The sequence below is a fragment of the Amycolatopsis sp. NPDC005961 genome (assembly GCF_040629235.1).
Taxonomy (GTDB): Bacteria; Actinomycetota; Actinomycetes; order Mycobacteriales; family Pseudonocardiaceae; genus Amycolatopsis; species Amycolatopsis camponoti.
Map to the genome: position 1 here is coordinate 1 of NZ_JBEXVF010000041.1, position 24663 is coordinate 24663.

A 24663-nucleotide genomic window follows, 5' to 3' on the forward strand; every position below is an offset into this window, starting at 1 on the left:
GGTCGGTCGGTTTGTTCTTCGAGCGGTCGTCAAGTGCCTTGCCAGGGGCCGGTTTCTGGGGTTCCCCTAGTTGTAAACCGGGCGGTTGGTATGTACGTTCCGCAACCCGCGCGCGGGCGAGGACGACGTCGAGGTCGAGCTGGCGCGCGCGACGGAGGACGAGAAGAAGTCCCAGCTGGACCGCCTGGCGGACTTCCAGCACCGCCACCACGAGGAGGCGCAGCAGGCGCTGAAGACGTTGCGCGAGGCGGCCACCCGCGGCGGCAACCTGTTCGGGGTGCTGATGGATGCCGCGCGGGTGTGCTCGCTGGGTCAGATCACGGAGGCGTTCTTCGAGGTCGGCGGGCAGTACCGCCGCAACGTCTAGCGGCGGACCGCCGTCAGCTGCCAGACCGGGACGAGCACCCGGCCGTCGTCGTCGGTGTCCAGCCGGTCCAGGCCGGCCGGTTCCGCGTCGAGCATCGTCCGGATGCTCTGCTTCAGCTCCTCCGCGGTCATCGACGTCGTGTAGACGGTCGGCTCGAGCTTCTCGATCGTCCAGTCCTTGCCGACCGTCTCGCGCAGGTTGGCCTCGCTGATCAGGTACGGCGCCGGGAACGCGTCCGGCACCTCGGGGGAGAAGGCGAACAGGTGCAGCCGCGCGCCCGGCCGGGTCGCGCGGGTCAGGGCGGCGAGGTACCGGTGCCGCTCGTCCTCGCCCAGGCAGTGGTAGAGCGCGCTGTCCAGGACCGTGTCGAAGCGTCCTTCGTAACCTTCGAGCTTCGTCGCGTCGGCCACCGCGAAGGTGACGTCTCCCGTGCGGGTGCGGGCCTGCTCGATCGCCGAGGGCGCGCCGTCCAGCCCGGTCACGTGCAGGCCGCGGGAGGCGAGGAACGCCGAGTTGTCGCCGAGGCCGCAGCCGATGTCGAGCACCTCGCCGGTGAACTCGCCGGCGTCGGCCAGCGCGACCACCGCGGGTTGCGGCGCGCCGATGTCCCACGGCATCTTCCGGCCCATCGGCGTGGTGCCCCGGTAAAGCTCTTCGAAGTCGATGTCCTGCACGTCCATGACCACCCCATTATTCAACGTATGATGAGATCACTTCATCATGCACCCACCGCCGACCTGGTGGTAGTGGTTGGGTATGAAATTCGGGATCTCGACGTTCGTGACCGACGAGGGCATCCGGCCGGACGTGCTGGGTGCGGCGCTGGAGGAACGCGGCTTCGATTCGCTGTTCCTGGCCGAGCACTCGCACATCCCCGTCAGCCGGGAAAGCCCGTACCCGGGCGGAGGCGACCTGCCGGAGAAGTACAAGCGCACGCTCGACCCGTTCGTGGCGCTCACCGCCGCGGCCACCGCGACGTCCGAGCTGCTGCTGGGCACCGGCATCGCGCTGCTGATCCAGCGCGACCTGATCCACACCGCCAAGGAGGTCGCGTCGCTCGACCTGATCTCCGACGGGCGCGCGCTGTTCGGCGTCGGCGTCGGCTGGAACCGCGAGGAGATGCGCAACCACGGCACCGACCCCAAGACCCGCGGCGCGCTGATCGACGAGCAGCTGGCCGCGCTCAAGGAGATCTGGACCAAGGACGAGGCCGAGTTCCACGGCGAGCACGTCGACTTCGACCCGATCTACGCCTGGCCGAAGCCGGTGCGCAAGCCGCACCCGCCGATCTACATCGGCGGCGAGAGCGAAGCGGCGCTGAACCGCCTGGTCCGCTACGGCGACGGCTGGCTGCTTCGCGGTCACACGCACTTCGGCGAGGCGAAGCGCGTCCGCGGCTGGCTCGCCGACCAGGGGCGGGCGGACATCGAGTTCGCGGTCTTCGGCGGCGACACCAAGGGCAAGATCATCGACGGCTTCCGCGAGGCGGGCGTCGAGCGCTACACGTTCCTGCTGGAGACGCTGCCCGAGGCCGAGACGCTCAAGGCGCTTGACGAGCTGGCCGAGGTGGCCGCCGCCCACCGCTGACCGGCCACGGGCCCAGGTGCGGGAGGTCGCCGGCCAGCCGGGTGCCGGCGGTCCGCCCGGACAGCCACGCCGCGAGGTCGCGCGCGGACCCGGTGACCTCGGTGCCGCCCGAGCCCCAGCGGTGGTCGCCGGCGCGGACCGCCACGCCGTCCGGCAGCCGGCCCTGGAGGAAGTCCACGGCGTGGCCGCAGAAGTCGTCGGGCCAGTCGGCGAAGCCGATGCCGATGTCGAGGTCGACGGCGTGGATCCAAACCTCGCGCCAGCGGGCGAAGACCGTGCTGGACAGCTTGCCGTCGCGGTAGTCGACGTGCTGCTCCCAGTCCCTGACGCGAGCCCACGCGTCTTCGAGCCGGACGGAGTGCCGCAGCAGGTCCCGCCGGTGCTCCTCGGCGCTGCGGCCCGCGGTCGCCTCGATGGTGCCGTCCCGGTCGTGCGTTTTCGGGTCGTAGAGCGGGACGAGCACGCCGAGCAGTGCGTTCTCGACCAGGTCGGCGAGCGCGCGCCCGGCGTCGGTGACGTGGGAGAGGACGTGCCCGCGAGTCCAGCCGGGCAGCGGCGACGGCTCGCGCACCTGCTCGTCGGTCAGCGGTTCGAGGGCGCGGTGCAGCCTGCTGTGCGCCTCGGCGACCGCGGCCGCCGGGATCACTTGTCGAGCAGCAGGTGCACCGACAGTTCGAGGCGGTTCGCGACGTCGGCGGCGGACGCGCGGCGGGTCACCCACGCCACCAGGTTCGCCATCCAGACGTCCGCGACGACGTGGAAGATGTCGCGGTCGGCCTCGGTCGGCTCGGTGATGCCCATCGCCTGGGCGAACATGTTCTCCATCAGGCGCCCGACCTGCTCGACCTCGGCCGCGGCGGAGGTGTCGGCGAACATGAACGCCCGCACCATCGCCTCGGTCAGGTGCGGGTCGCGCTGCATCAGGCGGGTGTTGCGGCCGAGCACGAACATCAGCCGCTCGGCGGGGGTGTCGCCGGGGATGGCCTGGCGTTCCAGCTTCTCCTGCGCGCGCTCGAATTCGCGCGCGAGACCGGAGACCAGCAGGTGGATCTTGGACGGGAAGTACCGGTACAGCGTGCCGAGCGCGACGTCGGCCTTCTCGGCGACGGCGCGCATCTGCACGGCGTCGTAGCCGCCTTTCGAGGCCAGTGCGAGGGTGGCGTCGATGATCCGGCGACGGCGGTCGCGCTGGGCGGCCGAGCCGAGTTCGTCGGCGCCGATCGCGCTCAGGCCGTTCCCGCGTGCCTTCGCCGGCGCTTTGGCTTTGCCGGGCATCGGCATTCCCCCGTCCTTCGGAACTTGTTCCAGTTCACGACGTAGAGTACCTGTCCTGGCGAAACGTTCAACAATTGACCCACTGGCCGAAAAACTGTAACACGTTCTACACTCGCGAGTAGTGTCCCATGCCGCGAGGAGGGCCCATGCCGGTCGCGCTCACCGAGGAACAGGCCGCGCTGGCCGAGGCCATCCACGCCTGGTCCGCCGCGCACCACCCGCGAGAAGCGGTGCGAGCGGCGGAAACCGGCTCGGGCGCCGGGGTCCCGGCGAGCTTCGCGGGGCTCGGCCTGTTCGGCGTCGCCCTGCCCGCCGCGGCCGGCGGTGCGGACGGCACCCTCGCCGACCTGGCCGCCGGGCTGGCCGCGGCGGCCGAAGAACTCGTTCCCGGTCCGGTACTGAGCACCACGCTCGGCGGGCTGCTCCTGGCGGAGGTGCCGGAGGCGAAAGAGCTGCTCCAGGCCGTTGCCGAGGGGGAAGCCACGGTCGCGGTCCTGCTGGACGAGCTGGTCGACGGCGTCTCCGGGCCGGTGCCCGGTGTGGACTCCGGGACCTGGCTGGTGGTGCCGGTCGAGGGTGGTCACGTGCTGCTCGCGCCGGGGACGCCCGGGCTGAGCGTGGAGCCGCTGACGCCGTTCGACTTCTCGCGCCCGCTGGCGCGCGTCCGGTTCTCCGGGAGTGCCGACGTCCTGACACTGCCACCGGTCGCCTCGCTGGCGGTGACCCTGGCTTCGGCCGAGGCGGCGGGGGTCGCGCGGCGGTGCCTGACCGTCGCGGTCGAGTACGCCAAGGTCCGCGAGCAGTTCGGCAAGCCCATCGGCGGGTTCCAGGCGATCAAGCACCTGTGCGCCGAGATGCTGTGCCGCGCCGAAGCGGCCGAAGCACTGGCCTGGGACGCGGCTTCCGGGCAGCACCCGCTTTCGGTGGCGAGCGCGGCCGTCGTCGCTCTCGACGCCGCCGTCGCCAACGCGAAGGACTGCGTCCAGGTGCTCGGCGGGATCGGGTTCACCTGGGAGCACGACGCGCACCTCTACCTGCGGCGGGCCGTGGCGTTGCGGCAGTGGCTCGGCGGATCGGGGCCGTGGCGGCGTGACGCGGCTTCGCTGGCTCTCGCCGGGACCGAGCGGACGCTGGGCGTCGACGTCGGGGACGATCCCGCCCTGCGTGAGGAGGTGGCGCGGATCGCCACGTTGCCCGCGTCTTCGCAGCGTGTCGCCTTGGCCGACGCCGGACTGCTGACCCCGCACTGGCCTGAGCCCCACGGGCGCGGTGCCGACGCGGCGGAGCAGCTGCGGATCGACGGCGCGCTGGCGGCCGCCGGCGTCCGCCGTCCGGACCTGGTGATCGGCGCGTGGGCGGTCCCGACGATCCTCGAGCACGGCAGCGACGAACAGCGCTCCCGGTTCGCGCGGCCGACGTTGCGCGGCGAAATCACGTGGTGCCAGCTGTTCAGCGAGCCGGGCGCGGGGTCCGATCTGGCGTCGCTGCGGACGGCCGCGCGGCGCGTCGACGGTGGCTGGCGGCTGACCGGGCAGAAGGTGTGGACGTCTTTGGCGCGCGAAGCCGACTGGGGGATCTGCCTGGCGCGCACCGACCCGGACGCGCCCAAGCACAGGGGGATCACGTACTTCCTGGTGGACATGCGCGCCGAGGGCATCACGACGCGGCCGCTGCGGGAGATCACCGGCGAGGCCGTGTTCAACGAGGTGTTCCTCGACGACGTGTTCGTGCCGGACGCCGACGTCGTCGGCACGCCGGGCGGCGGCTGGCGGCTGGCGCGCACGACCCTGGCCAACGAACGGGTGGCCCTCGGGAGCGGGTCCGCGGTGGGGGAGAGCGTGCAGTCGCTGGTGTCCACAGTGGACGTCTCGGCGCTGGACGACGTCGCCTTGGACCGGCTCGGCTCGCTGGTGGCCTTCGGGGTGGCGGGTTCGGTGCTGGACCTGCGGGCCGTCCTGCGCCGGCTGGAGGGGCAGGACCCGGGCGCGGAGTCGAGCGTGCGGAAGCTGCTCGGGGTGGCGCACCGGCAGGACGTCGCGGAGTTCGCCCTGGAGCTGGCGGGCGCGGGTGCGCTGGTCGCGGGCGACCCGGCCCAGCACGAGTTCCTGCTGACGCGGTGCTTGTCCATCGCGGGCGGCACCACGCAGGTCCTGCGGTCCCTGACCGCGGAACGTCTGCTGGGCCTCCCGCGCGGCTAGCTTCCCGGCTGGGTTGCCCGACGAGACGGTGCGAAAGGACCGTTCGCGCCGCCGGGGCCGAAACTGTCGGGGTCGTGTTCTAGCGTTGCCGTCGTGGAGTTCAGCACAGACACCCAAGCCACGTACCTTCCCGCGGATCCCCCGCGGGACGGCGTGCTGGCCTTGTGGGGCGACGACGTGGCCGGCGGGACCACGATCGAGCTCGTGCTGCCCCGGGGCGCGAAGTTCGCGCGCACGAAGGTCGACGCGGAGCTCGTCCCGCTGGAACGCGCGCTGCCTCGCCTGCTCGCGGTGGGGGAGGAGGCCAGCCCGGCCGTCGCGGCGTGGTCGGCGGCCGTCAACGCGGGGGTGAACCTCGTCGCGCGGGGGCGGCTGCGGCCCGCCGTCTCGCCGGCCGGGGCGGCGGCCTGGCGGATCGGGCCGTTGGACGCGGCCGACGAAGAATTGCTGCGCGGCCTGGCCGGTGCGTTGCCACCGGAGGCGTACGCCCTGCCGCTGACCGGGCTGAAACGCATCCGCCTGCACTCGCCGGACTCCCTGGTCCGCGCACTCTGGGACGCGACCGCCGACCTGCTGGCGCGCAGCCCGGCGGCGCCGGTCGGAGCCGGCGACCCGGCGTTCGCGGCGCGCGAACCGGCGCTGCTCGGCCCGGACGGCGCGGCCTGGCTGGCCGAGCTGGATGCCCGCGAACCCCGCGGCGTCCAGGTGCTGCTGCGGGTCGAGGGCCGGGACGACGACACGTTCGCCGGCGTGCTGGCGGTGCGCAGCATGGCGGAGGCGAGCCTGGTGGTGGAGGCGTCGACGCTGTGGGACGCGCCGGACGCGGTGCTGAACCGGCTCGGCGACCAGGTCGAGACGCAGCTGCTGCTCGGCCTGCGCCGCGGCGCGCGGGCGTGGGCTCCGCTGGAACGGGTGCTGGCCCAACCGGCCCCGGCGGAGCTGCCGTTGACGGACGACGACGTCGTCGACCTGCTGACCGACGGCAGCCGCGACCTCGGCGGTGCCGGCATCGAGGTGCTCTGGTCGAAGGGATTGTTCGCCGGCGAGGTGAAGGCGAAGGCGAGCGCGACCCAGGCGCCGGCGAGCGTCACGGAGGCGGAGTTCGCGCTGAAGAGCCTCCTGGAGTTCCGCTGGCAGCTCAGCCTGGGCGGTGAGCAGCTGACCGAGGCGGAGGTCGCGGCCCTCGCGGAGGCGAAGCGCCCGCTGGTCCGGCTGCGCGGGCAATGGGTACGGGTCGATCCGCAGCTGCTCGCGCGCGTCCGGGGCCGCACCCGCAAGCTCGACGCGGGCGAGGCCCTCGCGGCGGCCCTGACGGGCGAGCTGGAACTGGACGGCGAACGCGTCGAGTTCGCGGCGCCCCCGGCGCTGGGCGATCTGGCCGAGCGGATCCGCGACCGGGAGGGCGCTTCGGTGCTCCCGCCACCCGGGTTGCACGCGACGCTGCGGCCGTACCAGCAGGCGGGACTGGCTTGGCTGGCGACGATGACGGGGCTCGGGCTGGGCGCCTGCCTGGCCGACGACATGGGGCTCGGCAAGACGATCCAGCTGATCGCGCTGCACCTTCATCGCCGAGCACTGGCCGGCGCGCACCGGTCCGGGAGTGAGCCGGTCACGGATCGGGGTGCCGCGCTCGCGGCGTGGGCGGCACCTGCCGCGCCCGAGGCCCACAGCCATCCGCACCCGGTCGATGCCGCCGCGGAGCCGGAACCCTCCACCGTCCTCGATCCTTCCACCGCCGGTCCGACCCTGGTCCTCTGCCCGACCTCCCTCCTCGGCAACTGGGAACGCGAGTTCGCCCGCTTCGCCCCGGACATCCCGGTCCGCCGGTTCCACGGCGGCCGCCGTCACCTCGACGACCTCGCCCCCGACGAGGTCGTGCTCGCCACCTATGGCGTCCTCCGCCGCGACCGCGAGACCCTGTCCGAAGTGGACTGGGGTCTGATCGCCGCGGACGAGGCGCAGCACGTCAAGAACCCGCTGTCCGCCACGGCCAAGGAGCTCCGCAAGATCCCCGCCCGGGCGAAGGTCGCCCTCACCGGCACCCCGGTCGAAAACCGGCTGACCGAACTCTGGTCCATTGTGGACTGGACGACGCCCGGGCTGCTCGGTCCGCTCGACCGGTTCCGCCGTACCGTGGCGCGCCCGATCGAGCGCGACCGCGACAAGGCCGTCACCGAGCGGCTGGCCGCGACCGTCCGGCCGTTCCTGCTGCGACGGCGCAAGTCCGACCCGGACATCGCCCCGGAACTGCCGCCCAAGACCGAGACCGATCGGTTCGTCCCGCTGACCGCCGAGCAGACCACGCTCTACGAGGCCGTCGTGCGTGAGAACCTCGCCGAAATCCGCGAGAAGAAGGGCGTCGAACGGCGTGGGCAGGTCCTGCGGCTGCTCACCGAGCTCAAGCAGATCTGCAACCACCCGGCCCAGTTCCTCAAAGAACCCCACAGCGCGCTCACCGGCCGGTCCGGCAAGCTCGCGGCGTTCGAAGAGCTGGTGGACGTCATCCTCGACGAGGGCGAGAGCGTCCTCGTCTTCAGCCAGTACGTCCAGCTCTGCCGGCTGCTCGAGCGCCGCCTCAAGGATCGCGGCCTGCCCACCGAGCTGCTCTCCGGGGAAAGCTCGCCCGCGAAACGCCAGGACATGGTCGACCGGTTCCAGGCCGGCGAGATCCCCGTGTTCCTGCTGTCGCTCAAGGCGGGCGGCGTCGGGCTCAACCTGACCCGGGCCACCCACGTCATCCACTACGACCGCTGGTGGAACCCGGCGGTCGAGGACCAGGCGACCGACCGCGCGTACCGCATCGGCCAGGACCGGCCGGTCCAGGTCCACCGGCTGATCGCCGAGGGCACCCTGGAGGAGCGGATCGCGCAGGTCCTGGAGAAAAAGCGCGGGCTGGCCGAGTCGATCGTCGGCGCCGGGGAGGACTGGATCACCGAGCTGTCCGACGACGAGCTCGCCGACCTGGTCCGGCTCGGGAGCGGGTGATGCCCCCGAGACGGAACTTCGGCCGGACGTGGTGGGGCCGCGCCTGGGTCGACGCGCTGGAGCAGCGCGCGAAGCTCGACCCGAACCGGCTGCCCCGCGGGCGGACGTACGCGCGCAAGGGCACGGTCAGCGAGCTGCACTTCGGCGCCGGGGAGATGACGGCGCGGGTGCGCGGCAGCCGGCCGCAGCCGTACAAGGTGACCATCACGATGCGCACCTTCACCGACGGCGAGTGGGACACGCTGCTCGGCGTGGTCGGCACGCAGCTCGGGCACGCGGCCGCGCTCCTCGACGGCGAGCTGCCGGCCGCGCTCACCGAGCAGGCCCGCGAGGCGGGCGCCGACCTGCTGCCCGGGCCGGGCGACCTGCGGCCGCGGTGTTCGTGCCCGGACTCGGCGAACCCGTGCAAGCACGTCGCCGCGGTGTACTACCTGGTCGCCGACGAGGTCGACCGCGACCCGTTCACGCTGTTCCTGCTGCGCGGACGTCCCCGCGCGGACGTCCTGGCCGAGCTGCGCTCCCGCCGCGCCCCGGCGCGCGGCGAGCGGCCCAAGCTGCCGAAGCGCGTGGACGAGGGGCTGACCCCGCGCGCGGCCTACGCCCGCCGGCCGGGGGCGATCCCGGCCCTCCCACCGCCACCGCGGGTGGCCGGACCACCGGCGATCCTGGACCTGGACCCGCCGCCGAGCACGGGCTGGACGGCGGAGATGCTCTCCAGCCTGGCGGCGGACGCGGCCTCGCTGGCCCGCGACCTGCTGACAGGCGGTGCCAAGGCGGCAGAGCTGACGTTCGAAGAGGACTTGGCCCGCCGAGCGGCGGCCCGGACCGGCTCGGACTTCACGGCGCTGGCCACGGCGGCCGAGGTACCGGCGCGAGACTTGGTCCTCTGGGCGGAGGCGTGGCGCGAAGCGGGCCGCACCGGCGTGGCGGTGGTGCGCGAGACGTGGCAGCCGGGCCCGGGCCCTCTGGCGGAGGCTCAGGCAGTGCTGGCCGAGGCCGGGCTCCCGGGAACGCCGAAGGTCTGGCGCAACCGCTTGACGCAGGGAGAGCTGCAGCTGCGCTACGGCCAGGACGCCCGCTGGTACCGCTTCATCCGAGTGGGCACGGAGTGGCGCCTGGACGGCCCACCTTCGGCAAGCCCGGTGGACCTGGCCTACTGATCACGGCTGCGACGAGCTTGGCCAGCCGCTCGCCGGATGGCGTGGGCCCGAGCGCACCGAAGGCCGCCTTTGGCTCGCCACCGCCGGCCGCGTCCCCCGCCCGGCCGCAGCTACCGGTTCTCGGCCTTCCAGGCGTTGTACGTGAAGTCCAAGAACCGCGCCACACCCCGTACCACATGCGCACTCCGCACGGAAGTGAACACATCGAACGCGTGCTGCGCCCCCGCCAGCTCCGCATACGCCACCGGCTGACGGGACTTCTCCCGCAACCGCCGCACGAACTCGCGCGCCTCTCGGACCGGCACCAGCGAATCATCCCGTCCGTGGATCACGAAAAACGGCGGCGCCTCGGAAGAAATCCGGTCCAGCGGCGACGCCGCCACGTAGTCGTCGAGGTGCCGGACCGGGTCCCGGTCCGCCGCGAACACCCGCCGGGCGATCAAGCTCTCCAACCGGTACTGACTCGCCCGAGAACCCGAAGTCGCCGCGAAGTCGTACACCCCGTAGTGCGGCACGCACGCTTGAACGCTCGTGTCGACGTCCTCGAACTCCGGCTGCAGCGCCGGGTCGTTCTGCGACAACGCCAGCAGGGCCGACAGGTGACCACCCGCCGAACCGCCCGTCACCGCGACGAACCGCGGGTCGCCGCCGTACGAAGCTATCGAAGAGCGGATCCACGCCAGCGCCTGCTTCGCCGCCACGATGTGCGCCGGCCAGCGGTGCGTCGGCGACAGCGGATAATTGATCGCGACGCACACCCAGCCGCGGCGAGCCAGGTAGCGCATCAGCGGACGGCCCTGCTCCTCCTTGTTGCCGATCACCCACGCGCCGCCGTGGACCTGCAGCAGCACCGGCGCGCCGGTCACCGGGGACGACGGGCGGTACACGTCCAGCAGGAACCGCTTGCCGCCCGGGGCGTACGCGATGTTGCGGTCGACCCGCACGTCCGGCGCGCCCATCCGGAACGGCAGCGCCAGCTCGCCCCACGGCAGGCCCAGGTCCGAACGCCCCAGTTCGGACGCGTAGTCCTCGCCCAGCGCGGACTCCAGCGCCTTCTCGATCTCCTCGCGCGCGCCGTGACCCGTCCGGATCAGCGCCGCGAGCCCGGCGGCGGACGCGGCGGCCATCGCCAGCCCCGCCTGCGTCGAGCGGTCGCGGACGCCGTGGCGGGCCACGTGCACCGCGGCGTCCGCCGCCGTCAAGGCCAGGAACTGGGGCGCGAGCTCCCCGGTCAGCCAGCCCGCGAAGAACGCCGGGATGGTCGTGGACCGGGCTCGCAACGGGCGGAGCGCGTTCGCGGTGAGGCCGAGCTGGACCGCGCGACGGATCAGGAAATTCGGCTGCACCACCGCGATGATACCGGCGAGTAGTGTAGCGCGCCGCTCACGGGAAGTGGCTTACGCTGATCGGCATGCAGAGACTGAGCGGCCTCGACGCGAGCTTCCTCTACCTCGAGACGCCGTCCCAGGTCCTGCACGTCTGCGGCCTGCTCGTCCTCGACGGCTCGACCGTCCCCGGCGGCTACAGCTTCGCGAAGCTCGCGGAAAAGCTCGACGAACGCGTCCGGCTGATTCCGGCGTTTCGCCGCAAACTGCACAATCCACTCTGGAACATCGGGCATCCCGTGTGGGTCGAGGACGAGGACTTCGACCTCGACCACCACGTGCACCGCATCGGCGTGCCGGCCCCCGGCGACCGCACCGAGCTGGCCGACCTGTGCGCGCACATCGCCGGGCAGCAGCTCGACCGCGCGTACCCGCTCTGGCAGCTGTACGTCATCGAAGGCCTGGCCGACGGCCAGATCGCGGTGCTGCTGAAGATGCACCACGCCAGCGTCGACGGCGTGAGCGGCGCCAGCCTGATCACCTACCTCGCCGGCCTCGAGCCGGACGCGCCGGCGCCGGAGATCGAGGGCCCCCGCAACGCCTCGATGCCGTCGCCGCTGAAGCTGCTTCGCACCGGCGTCGAAAGCTTCGCGAAACGCCCGGCCGAAATCGCGCGGCTGCTGCCGGACCTGCTGGGCCTCGTGCCGCAGTGGCTCGGGAAAGCCCTGCAGGGCAAGGGGATGCCGGTCCCGTTCACCGCGCCGCGGACGTCGCTGAACGGCACGATCACCGGCCACCGCAGCGTCGCGTTCGCCCAGCTCGACCTCGACGAGGTCAAGGACGTGAAGAACGCCTTCGGGGTGACGGTCAACGACGTCGTGCTCGCGCTCGTCGCCGGGGCGCTGCGGGACTTCCTCGCGGCGCGCGGCGAACTGCCGGAAGACCCGCTGGTCGCGACCGTCCCCGTCTCGGTGCACGACCGGACCGAGCGCGACCACGGCAGCAACAAGGTGTCCGCCTTCTTCGCGTCACTGCCGACGCACCTGCCCGACCCGGCCGCGCGGGTGTTCTTCCTGGCCGAGGCCAACCGGCTCTCGAAGGACCACCACTACGACATCGACGCCGACATGCTCCAGGACTGGGCGCAGTTCTCGGCCGCGACGGCGTTCGGCCTCGCCGTGCGCGCGTACTCGGCGCTGCGGCTGGCCGAGAAGCACCCGGTGGTGCACAACCTGGTCGTGTCGAACGTGCCCGGCCCGCCGATGCCGCTGTACCTGCTCGGCGCGCGGATCACCGGCTTCTACCCGCTCGGCCCGGTCTTCCACGGTGCCGGGCTGAACATCACCGTGCTGTCCAACGCCGGCAAGATCCACGTCGGGCTGCTCGGCGCGCGCGAGCTGGTCAAGGACCTCTGGCCGCTCGCCGACGCGCTCCCGGAGGCGCTGGCCGAGCTGCTCAAGGCCGCGGGCTGAGCACCACGACGGGGATCTCCCGGTCGGTCCAGGCCTGGTACTTCGCGAAGTCCGCGTACAGGTCCACCAGCCGCGGCCAGAGATCGGCGCGCTCTTCCGGCGAGGCCACCCGCGCCGTCACGAGCACCTCCCGCCGGCCCCTGAGGTGGACGCGGGTCTCGGGGTGCGCCAGCAGGTTCCGGTACCACTGCGGGTGCTTCGGCAGCCCGCCCTGGGAACCGACGATGACGACGTCCTCGCCGGAGCTCAGGTAGAGCAGCGGTGTCGTGAACAGCCGGCCGGACTTGCGGCCGCGGTGTTCCAGCAGCAGCGTCGGCACCGGCTTGCGGAACCCGGCCCCGACCCGCCATTTGCCGCCGACGCGGCCGCCGGTCAGCTTGAACACCGCCACCTGGGCTTTCGCCCCGTACTTCATGACCTTCGCCGTCACCGGCGAGTCGAGGCCGTCGGGCTTCTGGTCCGGCAGGCTGAAGCGTCCCATCACGGGTTCCTTCCTCGGAGGGAGTGGACGGCGGCGAGCAGGGCGGGCACCCAGCGGTCGGCGGCGAGCACGCAGGCGGCGTGCCCGGCCTCGACCTCGTAGGTCGCCGCGCCGGGGATGCGGTGGGCCAGCGATCGCTGGTGGTCGGGGGCGATGAACCGGTCCCGGGTGGTCACGACGACGGCCGCGGGCAGCCGCAGGGCGGGGAGCCAGCGCGTCGAGTCGAACCGGCCGATCTCGTCGACGGCGACCGCGATCTCCCACGGCGTGGTCGACCGGAACTCCCGCAGCCCCCACCGGTAGTCCTCGACGCGCTCACGCGGGACGGCGGCGGCCACGGCCGGCTGCTTCACCCGCTCGCGCAGCTGCCGCAGCGTCCGGCCGAACACGTCGAGCGCGACGCTCTGGCGCAGCCCGCGCCGGAAGTTGCTCGCGGTCGAGCACAGCACCAGTCCGGTAACACGTTCTGGTTCGGCGCGGGCGACGAGCTGGGCGACCATCCCGCCCATCGAGTACCCGGCGAGCGCGAACCGCCCGATGCCGAGCGCGTCCGCCACGGCGGTGACGTCCCCGGCGCAGTCGGCGAGCCGGAACCGCGGCGACCGGATGCCCCGGCCGTGCCACCGCTGGTCGAACACGACGACGCGGTGGTCGTGCGCGAGCCGGTCGAGCGCCGGGTACCAGGTCAGCAAGCCCGTGCAGGCCACCGAATGCAGCAGGACGAGCGCGGGCGCGTCGCGCGGGCCGACGTCGGTGACCACGGTCGTCCCGCGCCCGGGCAGCTCGAGGGGGACCGGGTCGGGCACGCCGGCGGTCGGGGGCACGGTGATCCGCCGGCGGCGCCGCGCGCCACTCGGTCCGGTCACCGCCACCGAAGCTCCTCCGCGGGGGTTGCCGTGCAGGGTGTTTCCGGTTAAGACTAGAACAGGTTTCAGTATTGCGTCGACCCGGAGGGCGGGCGTGGACTTCACCCTTGACGATACGCAGGCGGAGATCGCCGCCCTCGCCGCGAAAGTGCTCGGCGCGGCCGACGACCCCTGGCACGCGCTGGCCTCGTCCGGCCTGCTGGCCCTCGCCCTGCCGCCCGACCTGGAGGGCGACGGCCTGGGTGTCGCGGAGATCGCGCAGGTCCTGACCGAGGTCGGCCGCGCCGCCGCGCCCGTGCCCGCGTACGCCGCTCTCGCACTGGGCGTGCTGCCGATCGAGACCCTCGGCACGCCGCAGCAACGCGCGCGGCTGCTGCCGCCGGTCGCCGCGGGGGAGGCGCTGCTCACCGCGGCCCTGCACGAGCCGTCCGCCCCGCTCGTCGCCGAGCCCGCCACGACCGCGCGGGCCCGCGACGGGAAATGGCTGCTCGACGGTGTGAAGACGGCGGTCCCGTCGGCGAGCGAAGCCACCCGGATCCTGACCCCCGTGTCCACCCCGCACGGCACCGCCGTCTACCTGGTCGACCCGCACGCCGACGGTGTCACGCTCGTCCCGACGCCCACCTCGGCCGGGACGCCGGAGTACACCGTGCGGCTGGACAACGTCGCCGTCGAGGAGACCGACCTCCTGTTCGACCGGGGCGCCGTCGCGGCGCTGCACCGGTTCGCGCTCGCCGGCGCGCTCGCGGTCGGGGACGGCCTCCTGGCCGGCGCTCTCGCCCTGACGGTGAAGCACATCGGCGAACGCACCCAGTTCGGCCGCCCGCTGGCGACGTTCCAGGCGGTGGCGGGCCAGATCGCCGACGTCTACGTCGCCACGCGGACCGTCCACCTGGCCGTGACGTCCGCGGTGTGGCGGCTCGCGTCCGGCCTCGACGCGGACGCCGACCTGGACATCGCCGCGTACTGGTTCGCCCAGGAGACACCCCGGGCGCTCGCGACCTGCCACCACCTGCACGGCGGCGTCGGTGTCGACGAAACCTATCCGCTGCACCGGTATTCGTCGGCGGTGAAGGACCTCGGCCGGGCGCTCGGCGGTGCCACGCACCGGCTCGGCAGGCTCGGCGAACGAGTGGTGGGGGCGAGCTGATGCACGTCGAGCTGACCGCGGCGCAGAAGGCGCTGCGTGCCGAACTGCGCGACTACTTCGCCGGGCTGATCAGCCCGGAAGAACGCCAGGCGATGCTGCGCGAGCGGCACGGCCCGGTGTTCCGCGAGATCGTCCGCCGGATGGGCCGCGACGGGCGGCTCGGCGTCGGCTGGCCGGTCGAGTACGGCGGGCAGGGCTTCGGCGGCATCGAACAGCACCTGTTCGTCGACGAGGCCGCGCGTGCCGACGTCCAGCTGCCGTCGGTGACGCTGCAGACCGTCGGGCCGACGCTGCAGCAGTTCGGCACGGACGAGCAGAAGTCCTTCTTCCTGCCGCGCATCTTGGCCGGTGAGATCCACTTCGCGATCGGCTACACCGAGCCGGAAGCGGGCACCGACCTCGCGGCGCTGCGGACGACGGCGGTGCGCGACGGCGACGAGTACGTCGTCAACGGCCAGAAGATCTTCACCACCGGCGGCCACGACGCGGACTACATCTGGCTCGCCGTGCGGACCGCGCCGGACGCGCCGCGGCACAAGGGCATCTCGATCCTCATCATGGACACGAGCGACCCCGGCTACTCGTGGACGCCGATCATCACCTGCGACGGTGCCCACCACGTCAACGCGACGTACTATTCGGACGTTCGCGTGCCGGTGAACCGCTTGGTGGGCAAGGAAAACGAGGGCTGGCGGCTGATCACGACGCAGCTCAACCACGAGCGCGTCATGCTCGGCCCGGCCGGGCGGATCGGCGGCCTGTACGACCGCGTCCGCGCCTGGGCCGCCGCCCACGGCCTGCTCGACCTCGCCGACGTCCGGGCCGTGCTGGCCGACGCCCTGGCGGTGACGCGGGTGAACGAGCTGCTGAACTGGCAGGTCGCGGAGTCCGCGGCGAGCGCGCCGGTGGCCGTCGCGGACGCGTCGGCGACGAAGGTGTTCAGCTCGGAGGTCATCCAGCGCATCGGCCGGAACCTCGAAGAGCTGGTCGGGCGCCACGGCGACCTGGCCGATCCGGACACCGCCGAGCTGGCCGAATGGCTGGACGTCGCCGCGAAGCGCAACATCGTGCTGACGTTCGGCGGCGGGGTCAGCGAAATCCAACGGGAGCTGATCGCCTCGATCGGCCTGGGCCTGCCGAGGGTGCCGCGATGAACATCCGAGAAGCCGCCGAAGAGATCGCCGCCCGCGGGGAGTGCGCGCCGCGGAAGGCGCGCGACCCGGTGAACCAGGCCATGGTGAACAACTGGGTCGAGGCGATCGGCGACGACAACCCGGTCTACACCGACCCGGAGTTCGCCGCGCGGAGCGTCCACAAGGGACTGGTCGCGCCGCCCGCGATGGCCCAGGTGTGGACGATGGGCGGCCTGAACACTCCCCGGGGCAGTGACGATCCGCTCGGCCTGATGATGGAGCTGCTCGACGAAGCCGGGTTCACGTCCGTCGTCGCGACGAACTCGGAGCAGACCTACCACCGCTACCTGCGTCCCGGCGAACAGGTCGAGGCGCGGACGCGGCTGGAGGACGTCGTCGGTCCCAAGAGGACGGCGCTCGGCGAAGGCTGGTTCGTCACCACGCGGATGACCTGGTACGTCGAGGACGAAGCCGTCGCGGAGATGATGTTCCGCGTCCTCAAGTTCCGCCCGCCCGCGCCGAAACCGCCGCCGGCGCCGGTGCTGCGCCCGGTGATCAGCCGCGACACGGAGTTCTTCTGGGACGGCCTCCGCGAAGGCGAGCTGCGGATCCAGCGCTGGGGCGAGACCCTGCGGCACCCGCCCGGGCCGATGCCGCCCGACGGCTCGCTGGACACCAAGCCCGACTACGTCGTCGCGAGCGGGCGCGGGACGGTGTTCTCGTACGTCGTGCACCACCACCCGCCGGTGCCGGGCAAGGACCTGCCGTTCGTCGTGGCGCTCGTGGAGCTGGAAGAAGGGGTCCGCGTGATGGCCGAACTGCTGGACGCCACACCCGAGGAAGTCCACATCGGACTTCCGGTGGTGGCGGCGTTCGTCCGCGTCGACGACGACCTGACGCTGCCGGCCTGGAAGGTGGCGCGATGACCGTCACCGAAGGGACCGAGCTGCCGCCGCTGACGATCGAGGCGACGCCGACGTTCGTCGTCAGCACCGCGCTCGCCACCCGCGACTTCCAGGACGTGCACCACGACCGCGACTCCGCGATCGAGCGCGGGTCGAAGGACATCTTCCTCAACATCCTCACCGACACCGGCCTGGTGCAGCGGTTCGTGTCCGCGTGGGCCGGGCCGGAAGCGCTGATCCGGTCGATCAAGATCCGGCTCGGCGTGCCGTGCTACGCCTACGACACGCTGACGTTCACCGGACGGGTGGTGTCCTCGTCGGGGCGTGACGTCGTCGTCTCGGTGTCCGGAGTGGACAGTCTCGGCGAGCACGTCGCCGGGACCGTGGAGGTGACGCTGCCGTGACGCTCTCGGGCCAGGCGGCCATCGCCGGCATCGGCGCGACGGAGTTCTCGAAGGACTCCGGGCGCAGCGAACTGCGGCTGGCGGCCGAATGCATCTCCCACGCCTTGGCGGACGCGGGGCTTTCGCCGTCCGATGTGGACGGGCTCGTGTCGTTCACCATGGACGGCAACGCCGAGATCGCGGTGGCGCGGGAGCTCGGGATCCCCGAACTGAAGTTCTTCAGCCGCATCCACTACGGCGGCGGCGCGGCGGCGGCGACCGTGCAGCAGGCCGCGATGGCGGTGGCGACCGGCGTCGCGGACGTCGTCGTCGCCTACCGGGCGTTCAACGAACGCTCGGGCATGCGGTTCGGGCAGGTCTCCTCGGCCGCGGCCGGGCAGGTCAACTCGTCCGGGGTCGACAACGCGTTCCACTACCCGATGGGCATCGCGACGCCCGCGGCGACGGTGGCCATGGTCGCGCAGCGGTACCTCCACGACTACGGCGCGACGAGCGAGGACTTCGGGCGGGTCGCGGTCATCGACCGCAAGCACGCGGCGACCAACCCGAACGCGTGGTTCCACGAGCGGCCGATCACCCTGGAGGAGCATCAGGCGTCACGCTGGGTGGCCGAACCGCTGCACCTGCTCGACTGCTGCCAGGAGAGCGACGGCGGGGTGGCGCTGGTCGTCACCAGTACTGCCCGTGCCCGCGACCTGGCGCAGGCGCCGGCGGTGATCGCGGCGGCGGCGCAGGGGAGCGGGCCGGACCAGTACGTGATGACCAGCTACTACCGCGACGACCTGGCCGCGCTGCCTGAGATGGGCGTCGTCGGTCGGCAGCTGTGGGGGCAGTCCGGGCTCGGACCGTCCGATGTGGACGTCGCCGTGCTGTACGACCACTTCACGCCATACGTGCTGATGCAGCTGGAGGAACTCGGGTTCTGCGGTCGCGGGGAGGCGAAGGACTTCATCGCCGGCGGCGCGCTGGAACTGGACGGCGCGCTGCCGTTGAACCCGCACGGCGGCCAGCTCGGCGAGGCGTACATCCACGGCATGAACGGCATCGCGGAGGGTGTCCGGCAGATCCGCGGCACGGCGGTCAACCAGGTCGCCGGCGCGGCGCGGGTGCTGGTGACGGCGGGGACGGGCGTGCCGACGAGCGGCCTCGTCCTGACGGCTTCACCTCATTGACGGCTGGTGCCGGGCCGTCGCGGGTGTCACGGTGGAGACACCACCCGCGACGGAGAGTGAGGACGGCTGGCGATGGTGCTCGACTGGGCGCTCACCGCGCTGTTCGCGACGCTGGCGCTGCCGTGCGTGCTGCGGCTCGTCCGCCTCGACTACGCCCGGCTGGGGTGGCCGGTCCGCCACGGCGACCTGGCCGAGCTGCTGCTGGTGATCGCGATGGTGGCGATGCTGTCCCCGGTCGGCGGCCCGATCCCGGCGGCGGGCTGGCAGGCGGTCCTGGTGCTGACGACGGGCTGGTTCGCGGTCGCGTGGTGGCGCGGCCGGACGGGCTGCGCCCACCACGCCCTCTCGGCGGCGGCGATGCTCTACATGGTGACGGCGATGCCCCACACCGCCATGGCGCACGGGCCGTGGCTGACGATGAGCTCCTCGGCCCGGCTGGCGCTGCCGCTGGTCGCGGTGGCGGCGGCGGGGTATTTCGTGCTGGACGCGGCGCGGACGGGGGTGCTGGCGGTGCGCGGCTCGGCGGTGATGTCCGACGGGGCCGGGCAGGCATCACGCGCGGTCTGCCGGGTGGTGATGGGGGCGGGGATGGGCTACCTGTTGCTGGCGTCGGCTTTGTGAGGCGTGGGCGGTCGCCGTAGTTCGCGTGCTTGGGCCGGGACTCGCGTGATCGGCGGCGTCAGGCCTCGACTCGGCGGACCTCGCCCAACGGGCTCTCCCCGGCCGCCGGGAGCGTCTCCGCCGGGTGGTTCGCCACCCACTGCGTGGCCGCCGCGATGTCGTTCTTCAGCGCCGTGATCAGGTCCTCCGCCGACGCGTACGCCTGCTGGTCCCGCAGGTGGGCTCCCAGCCAGACCACCAGCGTCTCGTCGTACAGGTCCCCGGCGAAGTCCAGCAGGTGGGCCTCCAGCAGGCGGTACCCGTCCGCGCCGTAGTACGTCGGGCGGCGGCCTACCGAGATCGCCGCCGGGATGGGGGTTCCGTCGGCTCGGCGGACCCAGCCTGCCCACACCCCGTCGCCGACCGAGCCGGACTGGTCGCGCAAGGCGATGTTCGCCGTGGGAAAGCCCAGCTCACGGCCTCGTTCGTCGCCGTGTTCCACCGTGCCGCGCACCACGAAGTATTCCGGCATCGTCTTCCGTCCTCCCGAGGTCTCCCCACCACGGTAGCGGGCGACCGCCGGCACGCTCACGAAGTGGACACCAGCACCGTGTCCGCCAGCACCGGCGCGTCGTCGCGCTCCACCGCCGTCGTCGTCACCAGCAGCCGGTCGTCGTAGCGCCACACCCGGATCCGCAGCGTCTCGCCGGGGAACACCACCCCGGCGAACTTCGTCGCGAACGACGCCACCCGCGCCGGGTCGCCGTCCAGGAACTCGTCGACCAGCACCCGCGCGACGATCCCGTACGTGCACAGCCCGTGGAGGATCGGCCGGTCGAACCCGGCCGCGCGCGCGAACGCCGGGTCCGCGTGCAGCGGGTTCCGGTCCCCGCACAACCGGTACAGCAACGCCTGCTGCGGCAACGTCGGCGTCTCGAAGACGAAGTCCGGCTCCCGTGAAGGCCACTCGACGCGATCCGACGGACCCCGCGAACCGCCGAACCCGCCTTCGCCCCGGGCGAAGATGCTTGACCGAGCCGTCCACAGTGGATCGCCCGAGGACGACGTGACCGAGACCTCCTGGATCACCACCGCGGCCTTGCCCTTGTCGAACACGTCCGCGATCCGCGAGCGGGCCACCGCCTTCCCCGAGGTCGGGATGGCCCGGTGCAGGGTGACCTCCTGCTTGCCGTGCAGCACCTTCGCCAGGTCGATCTCCACCCCGGGGAACGACACCGCCGGCGGGTCGAACACCCGCAGGTTCGCCGCGACCGTCGCGAACGTCGGCAGCACGACCAGGTCCTGCTCGTACGTGTACCGCAGCTCGTCCGGGCCGGCCCCCAGCGCCAGGTGGTAGAGCAGCACGTCCGACGACGTCCAGGCGAAGTTCACCTCGCCGATCTCGGCACCGATGGCGACCGCGGGATCGATGGGCACGCAGGACTCCTATTCGTAGCTGATCGAGACCTCGTCGGTGACCGGCAGCGACTGGCAGGCCAGCACGATGCCGTCCGCCATGTCCTCGGCGTCCAGGACCTCGTTGTGCAGCATCTTCACCTCACCCGAAACGATCCGGCACGCGCACGCGCTGCATTGTCCCTCGCGGCACGAGTACGGCGCGTCCAGGCCCGCGTCCAGCAGGCGGTCGAGGAGCTTCCGCTGCCGCGGCCAGGCCATCGACTGCGTGGCGCCGTCCAGCGTCACCGTCAGCGCCGCCGGTGCTTCGTCCGACTCCGGCTCTTCCTCGGCGGGGGCGTCTTCGAACGGGTTCCCGGTCAGCGACGTGAACTTCTCGATGTGCACGCGGTCGCGCGGCACGCCGAGGTGCCCGAGCGCCTCGCGCGCGGCCGCCATGAACGGCGCCGGCCCGCAGAGGAACGCTTCGAAGGACGTGTACGCCGAGGCCAGCCCGCGCAGCTGCGAGACGTCGGGCAACCCCTGGACGCTCTCCAGCCAGTGCACGACGACCAGGCGGTCTCCGTACCGCTTCGCCAGCGAAGCCAGTTCGCCCGCGAAGATCACCGAATTCTCGTCGCGGTTCGCGTAGACCAGCACGACGCGCCCGGAACCCCGCTCCAGCGCCGTTTTCAGGATCGCCATCACCGGTGTGATACCGCTGCCGCCGGCGAACAGCAGGAAGTCCTCGTCCACCGACGCCGGGCAGAACACGCCGGCCGGCGCGAGGACGTCGATCGACATCCCCGGCTCGAGCGAGGAGCAGACCCAGCTCGACCCGTACCCGCCGTCGGTCCGCTTGACCGTCACCTGCACGCGGTTCTCGTGCGGCGCGCTGGAGAGTGAGTAGCACCGGGCCACCGAACCGGTCTCGTCGCTGGGGATCCGCAGCGTCAGGAACTGCCCGGCCTGGTAGGAGAACGCCGACGCGTGCTCGGGCGGGATCTCGAAGACCACCGACCGTGCGTCCGGCGTCTCGACGACCACGTCGGCGACGGTCAGCGTGTAGACCCGCTCACCCATCGGCCACCACCAGCGAACCCTCGCGGACCGCGTCGCCGATGCTGTCCGCCAGCTTCGGGCACGTGTCGAGCAGCGCCGAAGGTCCGTCCGCGTCGGCGAACACCGGGCACGTCTCGGCGGGCCGCGAAGTCCACTGGATGCTCGTGTGCTGGATGCTGTTCTTCTTCACCAGCACGCACGTCCCGCAGCTGCGGCACTCGTGCGGCCGCAGCCCGCCGCTGAGGAACTCGGTCTGTTCGGCGGTCGTCACACTTCCGCCTCGGTCTTCTGGCGGGCGAGGTTTTCCGCCACCTCCGCCGCCCACGCCTCGTTGGCCTTCGAAGTGTCCACTTCGAACTCGAACCGCCGGGTCATGTCCTCGGTGACGTCGGCCGCGTCGACGTAGAACTGCTGGTACCACCGGCGAAGCTGGTAGACCGGACCGTCCTCTTCGCACAGCAGCGGGTTGTCGATCTGGGTCTTGTGCTTCCAGATCTCGACGTCCTGCAGGAAGCCCGCGCCGATGCCCTTGGCCAGCTTGGCCGCGATCTTGTCCGCGTGCTCGTCGGTGAGCCCGTTCTGCTTCTTGACCTTCATCCCGTACTGCAGCACGAACGACGTCGGCGACACAGGGTAGTGGCAGTTGATGAGCACGCTCTCGATCTCGTAGCCCTGGAACGAGTTCACCAGCTTGTTGATCATGTAGGACGGCCCGAAGTACGACGCCTCCGACCGCAACAGGTTGTCCTCGCCGCCGTAGTTCGACGCCATCCCCATGTCCGGGCGGCCCTTGGTGTTGAGGTACTGCGTCGCGATGTGGCCTTCGAAGACGTTCTTGAAGTACGTCGGGTAGGCGTAGTGGATGTAGAAGAAGTGCGCCATGTCGACGACGTTGTCGATGATCTCGCGGCAGTTCGAACCATCGATGAAGATCGAGTCCCACGTCCAGTTGCTCCACTCGGAGCTGTCGGCGGCTTCGATGTGCGGGATGGCCAGCTCGTCCGGCGGCGGGTTGCCCTCCGGGTCGTGCCACACCATGAGCTGCCCGTTCTGCTCCTGCGCCGTCCACGCCCGCGTCCGCGCGCGCAGCGGAACCCGCTTGGCGTAGGGGATCGAGACGCACTTGCCCTTGCCGTTCCAGCGCCAGTCGTGGAACGGGCACGCGACCTCGTCGCCCTTGACGGAGCCCTGGGTCAGGTCGCCGCCCATGTGCCGGCAGTAGCCGTCGAGGACGTTGAGGCCGCCCTTCGAGTCGGCGAAGACCACGAGCTTCGTGCCGAACGCCGTCACCGCATGCGGTTTGCCGTCCCGGAACGTCTTCGCCAGGCCGAGGCAGTGCCAGCCGCGGGCGAACCGGGCCGGCGGCTCACCGGCGTAGATCGTGCGTACTGACTCCTGCGTCATCGCTCGCCTCCCGTGGTCCCTTGATCTTCGTGCGCCAGCCGCGTGGCCGCAAGGTAGCCGAACACCATGGCCGGGCCGATGGTCGCGCCCGGTCCGGCGTAGGTCCGGCCCATCACGGCCGCGCTGACGTTGCCCGCGGCGTACAGCCCCGGGACGACCGAGCCGTCCTCACGCAGGACTCGCGCGTGTTCGTCGGTGCGCAGCCCGCCCTTGGTCCCCAGGTCGCCGGGGACGATCTTCACCGCGTAGTACGGCGCTTTGTCGAGCGGGCCGAGGCTGGGGTTGGGCTTGTTGCGCGGGTCGCCGTAGTAGTGGTCGTACTTGCTGACGCCACGCTGGAAGTCTTCGTCGACGCCGTTTTGCGCGAAGCCGTTGAAGCGCGTCACCGTGGCTTCCAGGCCTTCCGCCGGGACGTCCATCTTCCCGGCCAGCCCGGCCAGGGTGGCTGACTTCACCGCGACGCCGGCCTTGAACCAGCGGCCGGGCAGCGGCTGGCGCGGCCCGACGCCGGTGAACATGTACCGGTCCTTGTAGCGCTGGTCGAACACGAGCCAGGTCGGGATGTGCTCGCCCGGCCCGTCGCCCTTGCCGTACATCGCGTGCACGGCCTCGACGTAGGGCGCCGACTCGTTGACGAACCGCTCGCCGCGCGCGTCGACCATGATGCAGCGCGGCCGCGACCGCTCGGCCAGCGCGAACCACGGGCCGCCGGTGAGCGGCAGCGACGGGCCCCACCAGGCGTCGTCCATCAGGTCGAGCGCGGCGCCGAGCTTGAGGCCGGCGGTGATGCCGTCGCCGGTGTTGGCGGCCGCGCCGACGGTCCAGTCGATGCCGATCGGGGCGCGCTGGTACTTCTCGCGCATCTCGAGGTTCTGCTCGAAGCCGCCGCTGGCGAGGATCACCCCGCGCCGGGCTCCGACGACTCCCTCGGAGGTGACGACCGCGGTCACGCGGTCACCTTCGAACCGGAGATCGAGCAGGGGAGTGTTCAGCCGGACGTCGACGCCTGCCCTGGTCAGCCCCACCCGCAGGCCGGCCGCAAGCGCTTGCCCCATGCTCAGCAGCCGCTGTCCGCGGACCTTCCCGACCAGCCACTGGACGCCCAGCGACAGCATCCGGACGACCCCGCGCGGGTGCCGCGCGAGGAGGCTCAGCCAGCGGTAGTCGGCCTGGGTGATCGGCACGCCGAGCGGGGGAGCGCTGTACGGCGGTTCGAGGTGGGCCAGGTCGTCGCCGAGCAGCTTGCCGTCGAAGGCCATCGGCTCGACCGAGCGGCCGCCGGGGCGGCCGCCGGGAGCTTCGGGGTGGTAGTCGCTGTAGTCGCGGACCCAGCGGAACTTCAGCGGCGTGTGGTCGCAGACGAACTTCAGCACCTCGGGGCCGTGGTCGAGGAACGTGTCGCGGCGGACGGCCGGGACGACGTCGCCGACGATCGAGGCCAGGTACTCGCGGGCCCGCTCGGGCGGTTCGTCGATCCCGGCGGCGCGCAGCGCGTGGTTGCCCGGCAGCCAGACCCCGCCGCCGGAGCGGGCGGTCGAACCACCGAAGCAAGGGGCTTTTTCCAGGAGGACCACGCTCAGGCCGTTATGGGCCGCGGCCAGCGCGGCGGTCATCCCGGCAGCGCCGCTGCCGACCACGACGACGTCGAACTGCTCCGTCATGCCACCTCACCTGTAACGTGTTCCACAAGACGAGTATCCAGTTGAGAGCCACTTTCGCTCA

General features: G+C 72.0%; 23 protein-coding genes and 1 pseudogene. 12 read left to right on the forward strand and 12 right to left on the reverse strand.

Annotated elements, in window-relative coordinates:
* Positions 1–94: 94 nt before the first annotated feature.
* Positions 95–367: pseudogene (locus tag ABZ342_RS30435) on the forward strand (methylmalonyl-CoA mutase family protein); the annotation flags it as partial.
* Here the strand turns inward: ABZ342_RS30435 and ABZ342_RS30440 are convergent.
* Positions 364–1047, reverse strand: coding sequence for a class I SAM-dependent methyltransferase (locus tag ABZ342_RS30440; protein ID WP_360480097.1), 684 nt, complete (start codon positions 1045–1047; stop codon positions 364–366). The pseudogene ABZ342_RS30435 and the gene ABZ342_RS30440 overlap by 4 nt on opposite strands.
* A gap of 76 nt (positions 1048–1123) precedes the next feature.
* Between ABZ342_RS30440 and ABZ342_RS30445 the strand changes: the two genes are divergently transcribed.
* Positions 1124–1954, forward strand: a complete 831-nt coding sequence (locus ABZ342_RS30445; RefSeq protein ID WP_360480100.1) for an LLM class F420-dependent oxidoreductase — start codon at positions 1124–1126, stop codon at positions 1952–1954.
* Here the strand turns inward: ABZ342_RS30445 and ABZ342_RS30450 are convergent.
* The gene (locus ABZ342_RS30450) at positions 1908–2600 is read right to left on the reverse strand and encodes a maleylpyruvate isomerase family mycothiol-dependent enzyme (RefSeq protein WP_360480103.1); all 693 of its coding nucleotides are present in this window, start codon (positions 2598–2600) and stop codon (positions 1908–1910) included. The two genes, ABZ342_RS30445 and ABZ342_RS30450, sit on opposite strands and share 47 nt — an antisense overlap.
* Positions 2597–3235 carry a cholesterol catabolism transcriptional regulator KstR gene (kstR, locus tag ABZ342_RS30455; RefSeq protein ID WP_155542181.1) on the reverse strand — a complete coding sequence of 213 codons (639 nt, stop codon included), beginning with the start codon at positions 3233–3235 and terminating at the stop codon, positions 2597–2599. The genes ABZ342_RS30450 and kstR overlap by 4 nt, the downstream gene beginning before the upstream one ends.
* Before the next feature lie 140 nt (positions 3236–3375).
* On the opposite strand from kstR, the gene ABZ342_RS30460 reads away from it, so the two are divergent.
* The 3 genes from ABZ342_RS30460 to ABZ342_RS30470 all read left to right on the forward strand — a co-directional run bounded on the left by ABZ342_RS30460 (position 3376) and on the right by ABZ342_RS30470 (position 9572).
* Entirely contained in the window at positions 3376–5427 is a 2052-nt protein-coding gene (locus ABZ342_RS30460; protein WP_360480107.1) for an acyl-CoA dehydrogenase family protein, read from the forward strand.
* A gap of 93 nt (positions 5428–5520) precedes the next feature.
* The gene (locus tag ABZ342_RS30465; protein WP_360480110.1) at positions 5521–8412 is read left to right on the forward strand and encodes a DEAD/DEAH box helicase; all 2892 of its coding nucleotides are present in this window, start codon (positions 5521–5523) and stop codon (positions 8410–8412) included.
* The gene (locus ABZ342_RS30470; protein ID WP_360480113.1) at positions 8412–9572 is read left to right on the forward strand and encodes an SWIM zinc finger family protein; all 1161 of its coding nucleotides are present in this window, start codon (positions 8412–8414) and stop codon (positions 9570–9572) included. The genes ABZ342_RS30465 and ABZ342_RS30470 overlap by 1 nt, the downstream gene beginning before the upstream one ends.
* Before the next feature lie 110 nt (positions 9573–9682).
* Here the strand turns inward: ABZ342_RS30470 and ABZ342_RS30475 are convergent, their stop codons facing one another.
* A complete protein-coding gene (locus ABZ342_RS30475; protein ID WP_155542185.1) occupies positions 9683–10918 on the reverse strand; it encodes an alpha/beta hydrolase in 1236 nt (411 codons plus the stop codon).
* A 65-nt stretch (positions 10919–10983) separates the two neighbouring features.
* Between ABZ342_RS30475 and ABZ342_RS30480 the strand changes: the two genes are divergently transcribed.
* A complete protein-coding gene (locus ABZ342_RS30480; RefSeq protein WP_360480117.1) occupies positions 10984–12369 on the forward strand; it encodes a wax ester/triacylglycerol synthase family O-acyltransferase in 1386 nt (461 codons plus the stop codon).
* Here ABZ342_RS30480 and ABZ342_RS30485 read toward each other — a convergent pair.
* Positions 12353–12850, reverse strand: a complete 498-nt coding sequence (locus tag ABZ342_RS30485) for a nitroreductase family deazaflavin-dependent oxidoreductase (protein WP_360480120.1) — start codon at positions 12848–12850, stop codon at positions 12353–12355. The genes ABZ342_RS30480 and ABZ342_RS30485 overlap by 17 nt on opposite strands.
* A complete protein-coding gene (locus ABZ342_RS30490; protein ID WP_360480123.1) occupies positions 12850–13716 on the reverse strand; it encodes an alpha/beta hydrolase in 867 nt (288 codons plus the stop codon). Before ABZ342_RS30490 ends, ABZ342_RS30485 begins: the two co-directional genes overlap by 1 nt.
* Before the next feature lie 94 nt (positions 13717–13810).
* Between ABZ342_RS30490 and ABZ342_RS30495 the strand changes: the two genes are divergently transcribed.
* From ABZ342_RS30495 to ABZ342_RS30520, 6 genes are all read left to right on the forward strand, one after another.
* Complete coding sequence (locus tag ABZ342_RS30495) at positions 13811–14866, forward strand: acyl-CoA dehydrogenase family protein (RefSeq protein WP_360480126.1); 1056 nt, start codon at positions 13811–13813, stop codon at positions 14864–14866.
* The gene (locus tag ABZ342_RS30500; protein ID WP_155542190.1) at positions 14866–16020 is read left to right on the forward strand and encodes an acyl-CoA dehydrogenase family protein; all 1155 of its coding nucleotides are present in this window, start codon (positions 14866–14868) and stop codon (positions 16018–16020) included. The genes ABZ342_RS30495 and ABZ342_RS30500 overlap by 1 nt, the downstream gene beginning before the upstream one ends.
* Positions 16017–16925: an OB-fold domain-containing protein gene (locus ABZ342_RS30505; RefSeq protein ID WP_360480130.1), complete on the forward strand. Its 909-nt coding sequence runs from the start codon at positions 16017–16019 to the stop codon at positions 16923–16925. Before ABZ342_RS30500 ends, ABZ342_RS30505 begins: the two co-directional genes overlap by 4 nt.
* On the forward strand, positions 16922–17308 hold the full coding sequence (locus ABZ342_RS30510) for an acyl dehydratase (RefSeq protein ID WP_360480133.1): 387 nt from the start codon (positions 16922–16924) through the stop codon (positions 17306–17308). Before ABZ342_RS30505 ends, ABZ342_RS30510 begins: the two co-directional genes overlap by 4 nt.
* Entirely contained in the window at positions 17305–18480 is a 1176-nt protein-coding gene (locus tag ABZ342_RS30515; protein WP_360480136.1) for a lipid-transfer protein, read from the forward strand. Before ABZ342_RS30510 ends, ABZ342_RS30515 begins: the two co-directional genes overlap by 4 nt.
* 72 nt (positions 18481–18552) lie before the next feature.
* A complete protein-coding gene (locus tag ABZ342_RS30520) occupies positions 18553–19101 on the forward strand; it encodes a DUF5134 domain-containing protein (RefSeq protein ID WP_360480138.1) in 549 nt (182 codons plus the stop codon).
* A gap of 58 nt (positions 19102–19159) precedes the next feature.
* On the opposite strand, the gene ABZ342_RS30525 is transcribed toward ABZ342_RS30520, so the two are convergent.
* Genes ABZ342_RS30525 through kstD form a run of 6 tightly spaced genes read right to left on the reverse strand, consistent with a single transcriptional unit; the run spans position 19160 to position 24602 of the window.
* A complete protein-coding gene (locus tag ABZ342_RS30525) occupies positions 19160–19612 on the reverse strand; it encodes a riboflavin kinase (RefSeq protein ID WP_360480141.1) in 453 nt (150 codons plus the stop codon).
* Positions 19613–19668: 56 nt separating this feature from the next.
* A complete protein-coding gene (locus ABZ342_RS30530) occupies positions 19669–20517 on the reverse strand; it encodes a MaoC/PaaZ C-terminal domain-containing protein (RefSeq protein WP_360480144.1) in 849 nt (282 codons plus the stop codon).
* Positions 20518–20526: 9 nt separating this feature from the next.
* Positions 20527–21558, reverse strand: a complete 1032-nt coding sequence (locus ABZ342_RS30535) for a ferredoxin--NADP reductase (protein ID WP_360480147.1) — start codon at positions 21556–21558, stop codon at positions 20527–20529.
* A complete protein-coding gene (locus ABZ342_RS30540; RefSeq protein WP_360480150.1) occupies positions 21551–21808 on the reverse strand; it encodes a hypothetical protein in 258 nt (85 codons plus the stop codon). Before ABZ342_RS30540 ends, ABZ342_RS30535 begins: the two co-directional genes overlap by 8 nt.
* Positions 21805–22941: a Rieske 2Fe-2S domain-containing protein gene (locus tag ABZ342_RS30545; protein ID WP_360480153.1), complete on the reverse strand. Its 1137-nt coding sequence runs from the start codon at positions 22939–22941 to the stop codon at positions 21805–21807. The genes ABZ342_RS30540 and ABZ342_RS30545 overlap by 4 nt, the downstream gene beginning before the upstream one ends.
* The gene (gene kstD, locus ABZ342_RS30550) at positions 22938–24602 is read right to left on the reverse strand and encodes a 3-oxosteroid 1-dehydrogenase (RefSeq protein ID WP_360480156.1); all 1665 of its coding nucleotides are present in this window, start codon (positions 24600–24602) and stop codon (positions 22938–22940) included. Before kstD ends, ABZ342_RS30545 begins: the two co-directional genes overlap by 4 nt.
* Positions 24603–24663 lie beyond the last annotated feature (61 nt).

Coding starts and splice junctions, on each gene's coding strand:
- ABZ342_RS30535 (WP_360480147.1), bottom strand. CDS start 21,558: ATGGGTGAGCGGGTCTACACGCTGACCGTCGCCGACGTGGTCGTCGAG.
- ABZ342_RS30445 (WP_360480100.1), top strand. CDS start 1,124: ATGAAATTCGGGATCTCGACGTTCGTGACCGACGAGGGCATCCGGCCG.
- ABZ342_RS30480 (WP_360480117.1), top strand. CDS start 10,984: ATGCAGAGACTGAGCGGCCTCGACGCGAGCTTCCTCTACCTCGAGACG.
- ABZ342_RS30505 (WP_360480130.1), top strand. CDS start 16,017: ATGAACATCCGAGAAGCCGCCGAAGAGATCGCCGCCCGCGGGGAGTGC.
- ABZ342_RS30460 (WP_360480107.1), top strand. CDS start 3,376: ATGCCGGTCGCGCTCACCGAGGAACAGGCCGCGCTGGCCGAGGCCATC.
- ABZ342_RS30485 (WP_360480120.1), bottom strand. CDS start 12,850: ATGGGACGCTTCAGCCTGCCGGACCAGAAGCCCGACGGCCTCGACTCG.
- ABZ342_RS30510 (WP_360480133.1), top strand. CDS start 16,922: ATGACCGTCACCGAAGGGACCGAGCTGCCGCCGCTGACGATCGAGGCG.
- kstR (WP_155542181.1), bottom strand. CDS start 3,235: ATGCCGATGCCCGGCAAAGCCAAAGCGCCGGCGAAGGCACGCGGGAAC.
- ABZ342_RS30500 (WP_155542190.1), top strand. CDS start 14,866: ATGCACGTCGAGCTGACCGCGGCGCAGAAGGCGCTGCGTGCCGAACTG.
- kstD (WP_360480156.1), bottom strand. CDS start 24,602: ATGACGGAGCAGTTCGACGTCGTCGTGGTCGGCAGCGGCGCTGCCGGG.
- ABZ342_RS30545 (WP_360480153.1), bottom strand. CDS start 22,941: ATGACGCAGGAGTCAGTACGCACGATCTACGCCGGTGAGCCGCCGGCC.
- ABZ342_RS30520 (WP_360480138.1), top strand. CDS start 18,553: ATGGTGCTCGACTGGGCGCTCACCGCGCTGTTCGCGACGCTGGCGCTG.
- ABZ342_RS30470 (WP_360480113.1), top strand. CDS start 8,412: ATGCCCCCGAGACGGAACTTCGGCCGGACGTGGTGGGGCCGCGCCTGG.
- ABZ342_RS30440 (WP_360480097.1), bottom strand. CDS start 1,047: ATGGACGTGCAGGACATCGACTTCGAAGAGCTTTACCGGGGCACCACG.
- ABZ342_RS30525 (WP_360480141.1), bottom strand. CDS start 19,612: ATGCCGGAATACTTCGTGGTGCGCGGCACGGTGGAACACGGCGACGAA.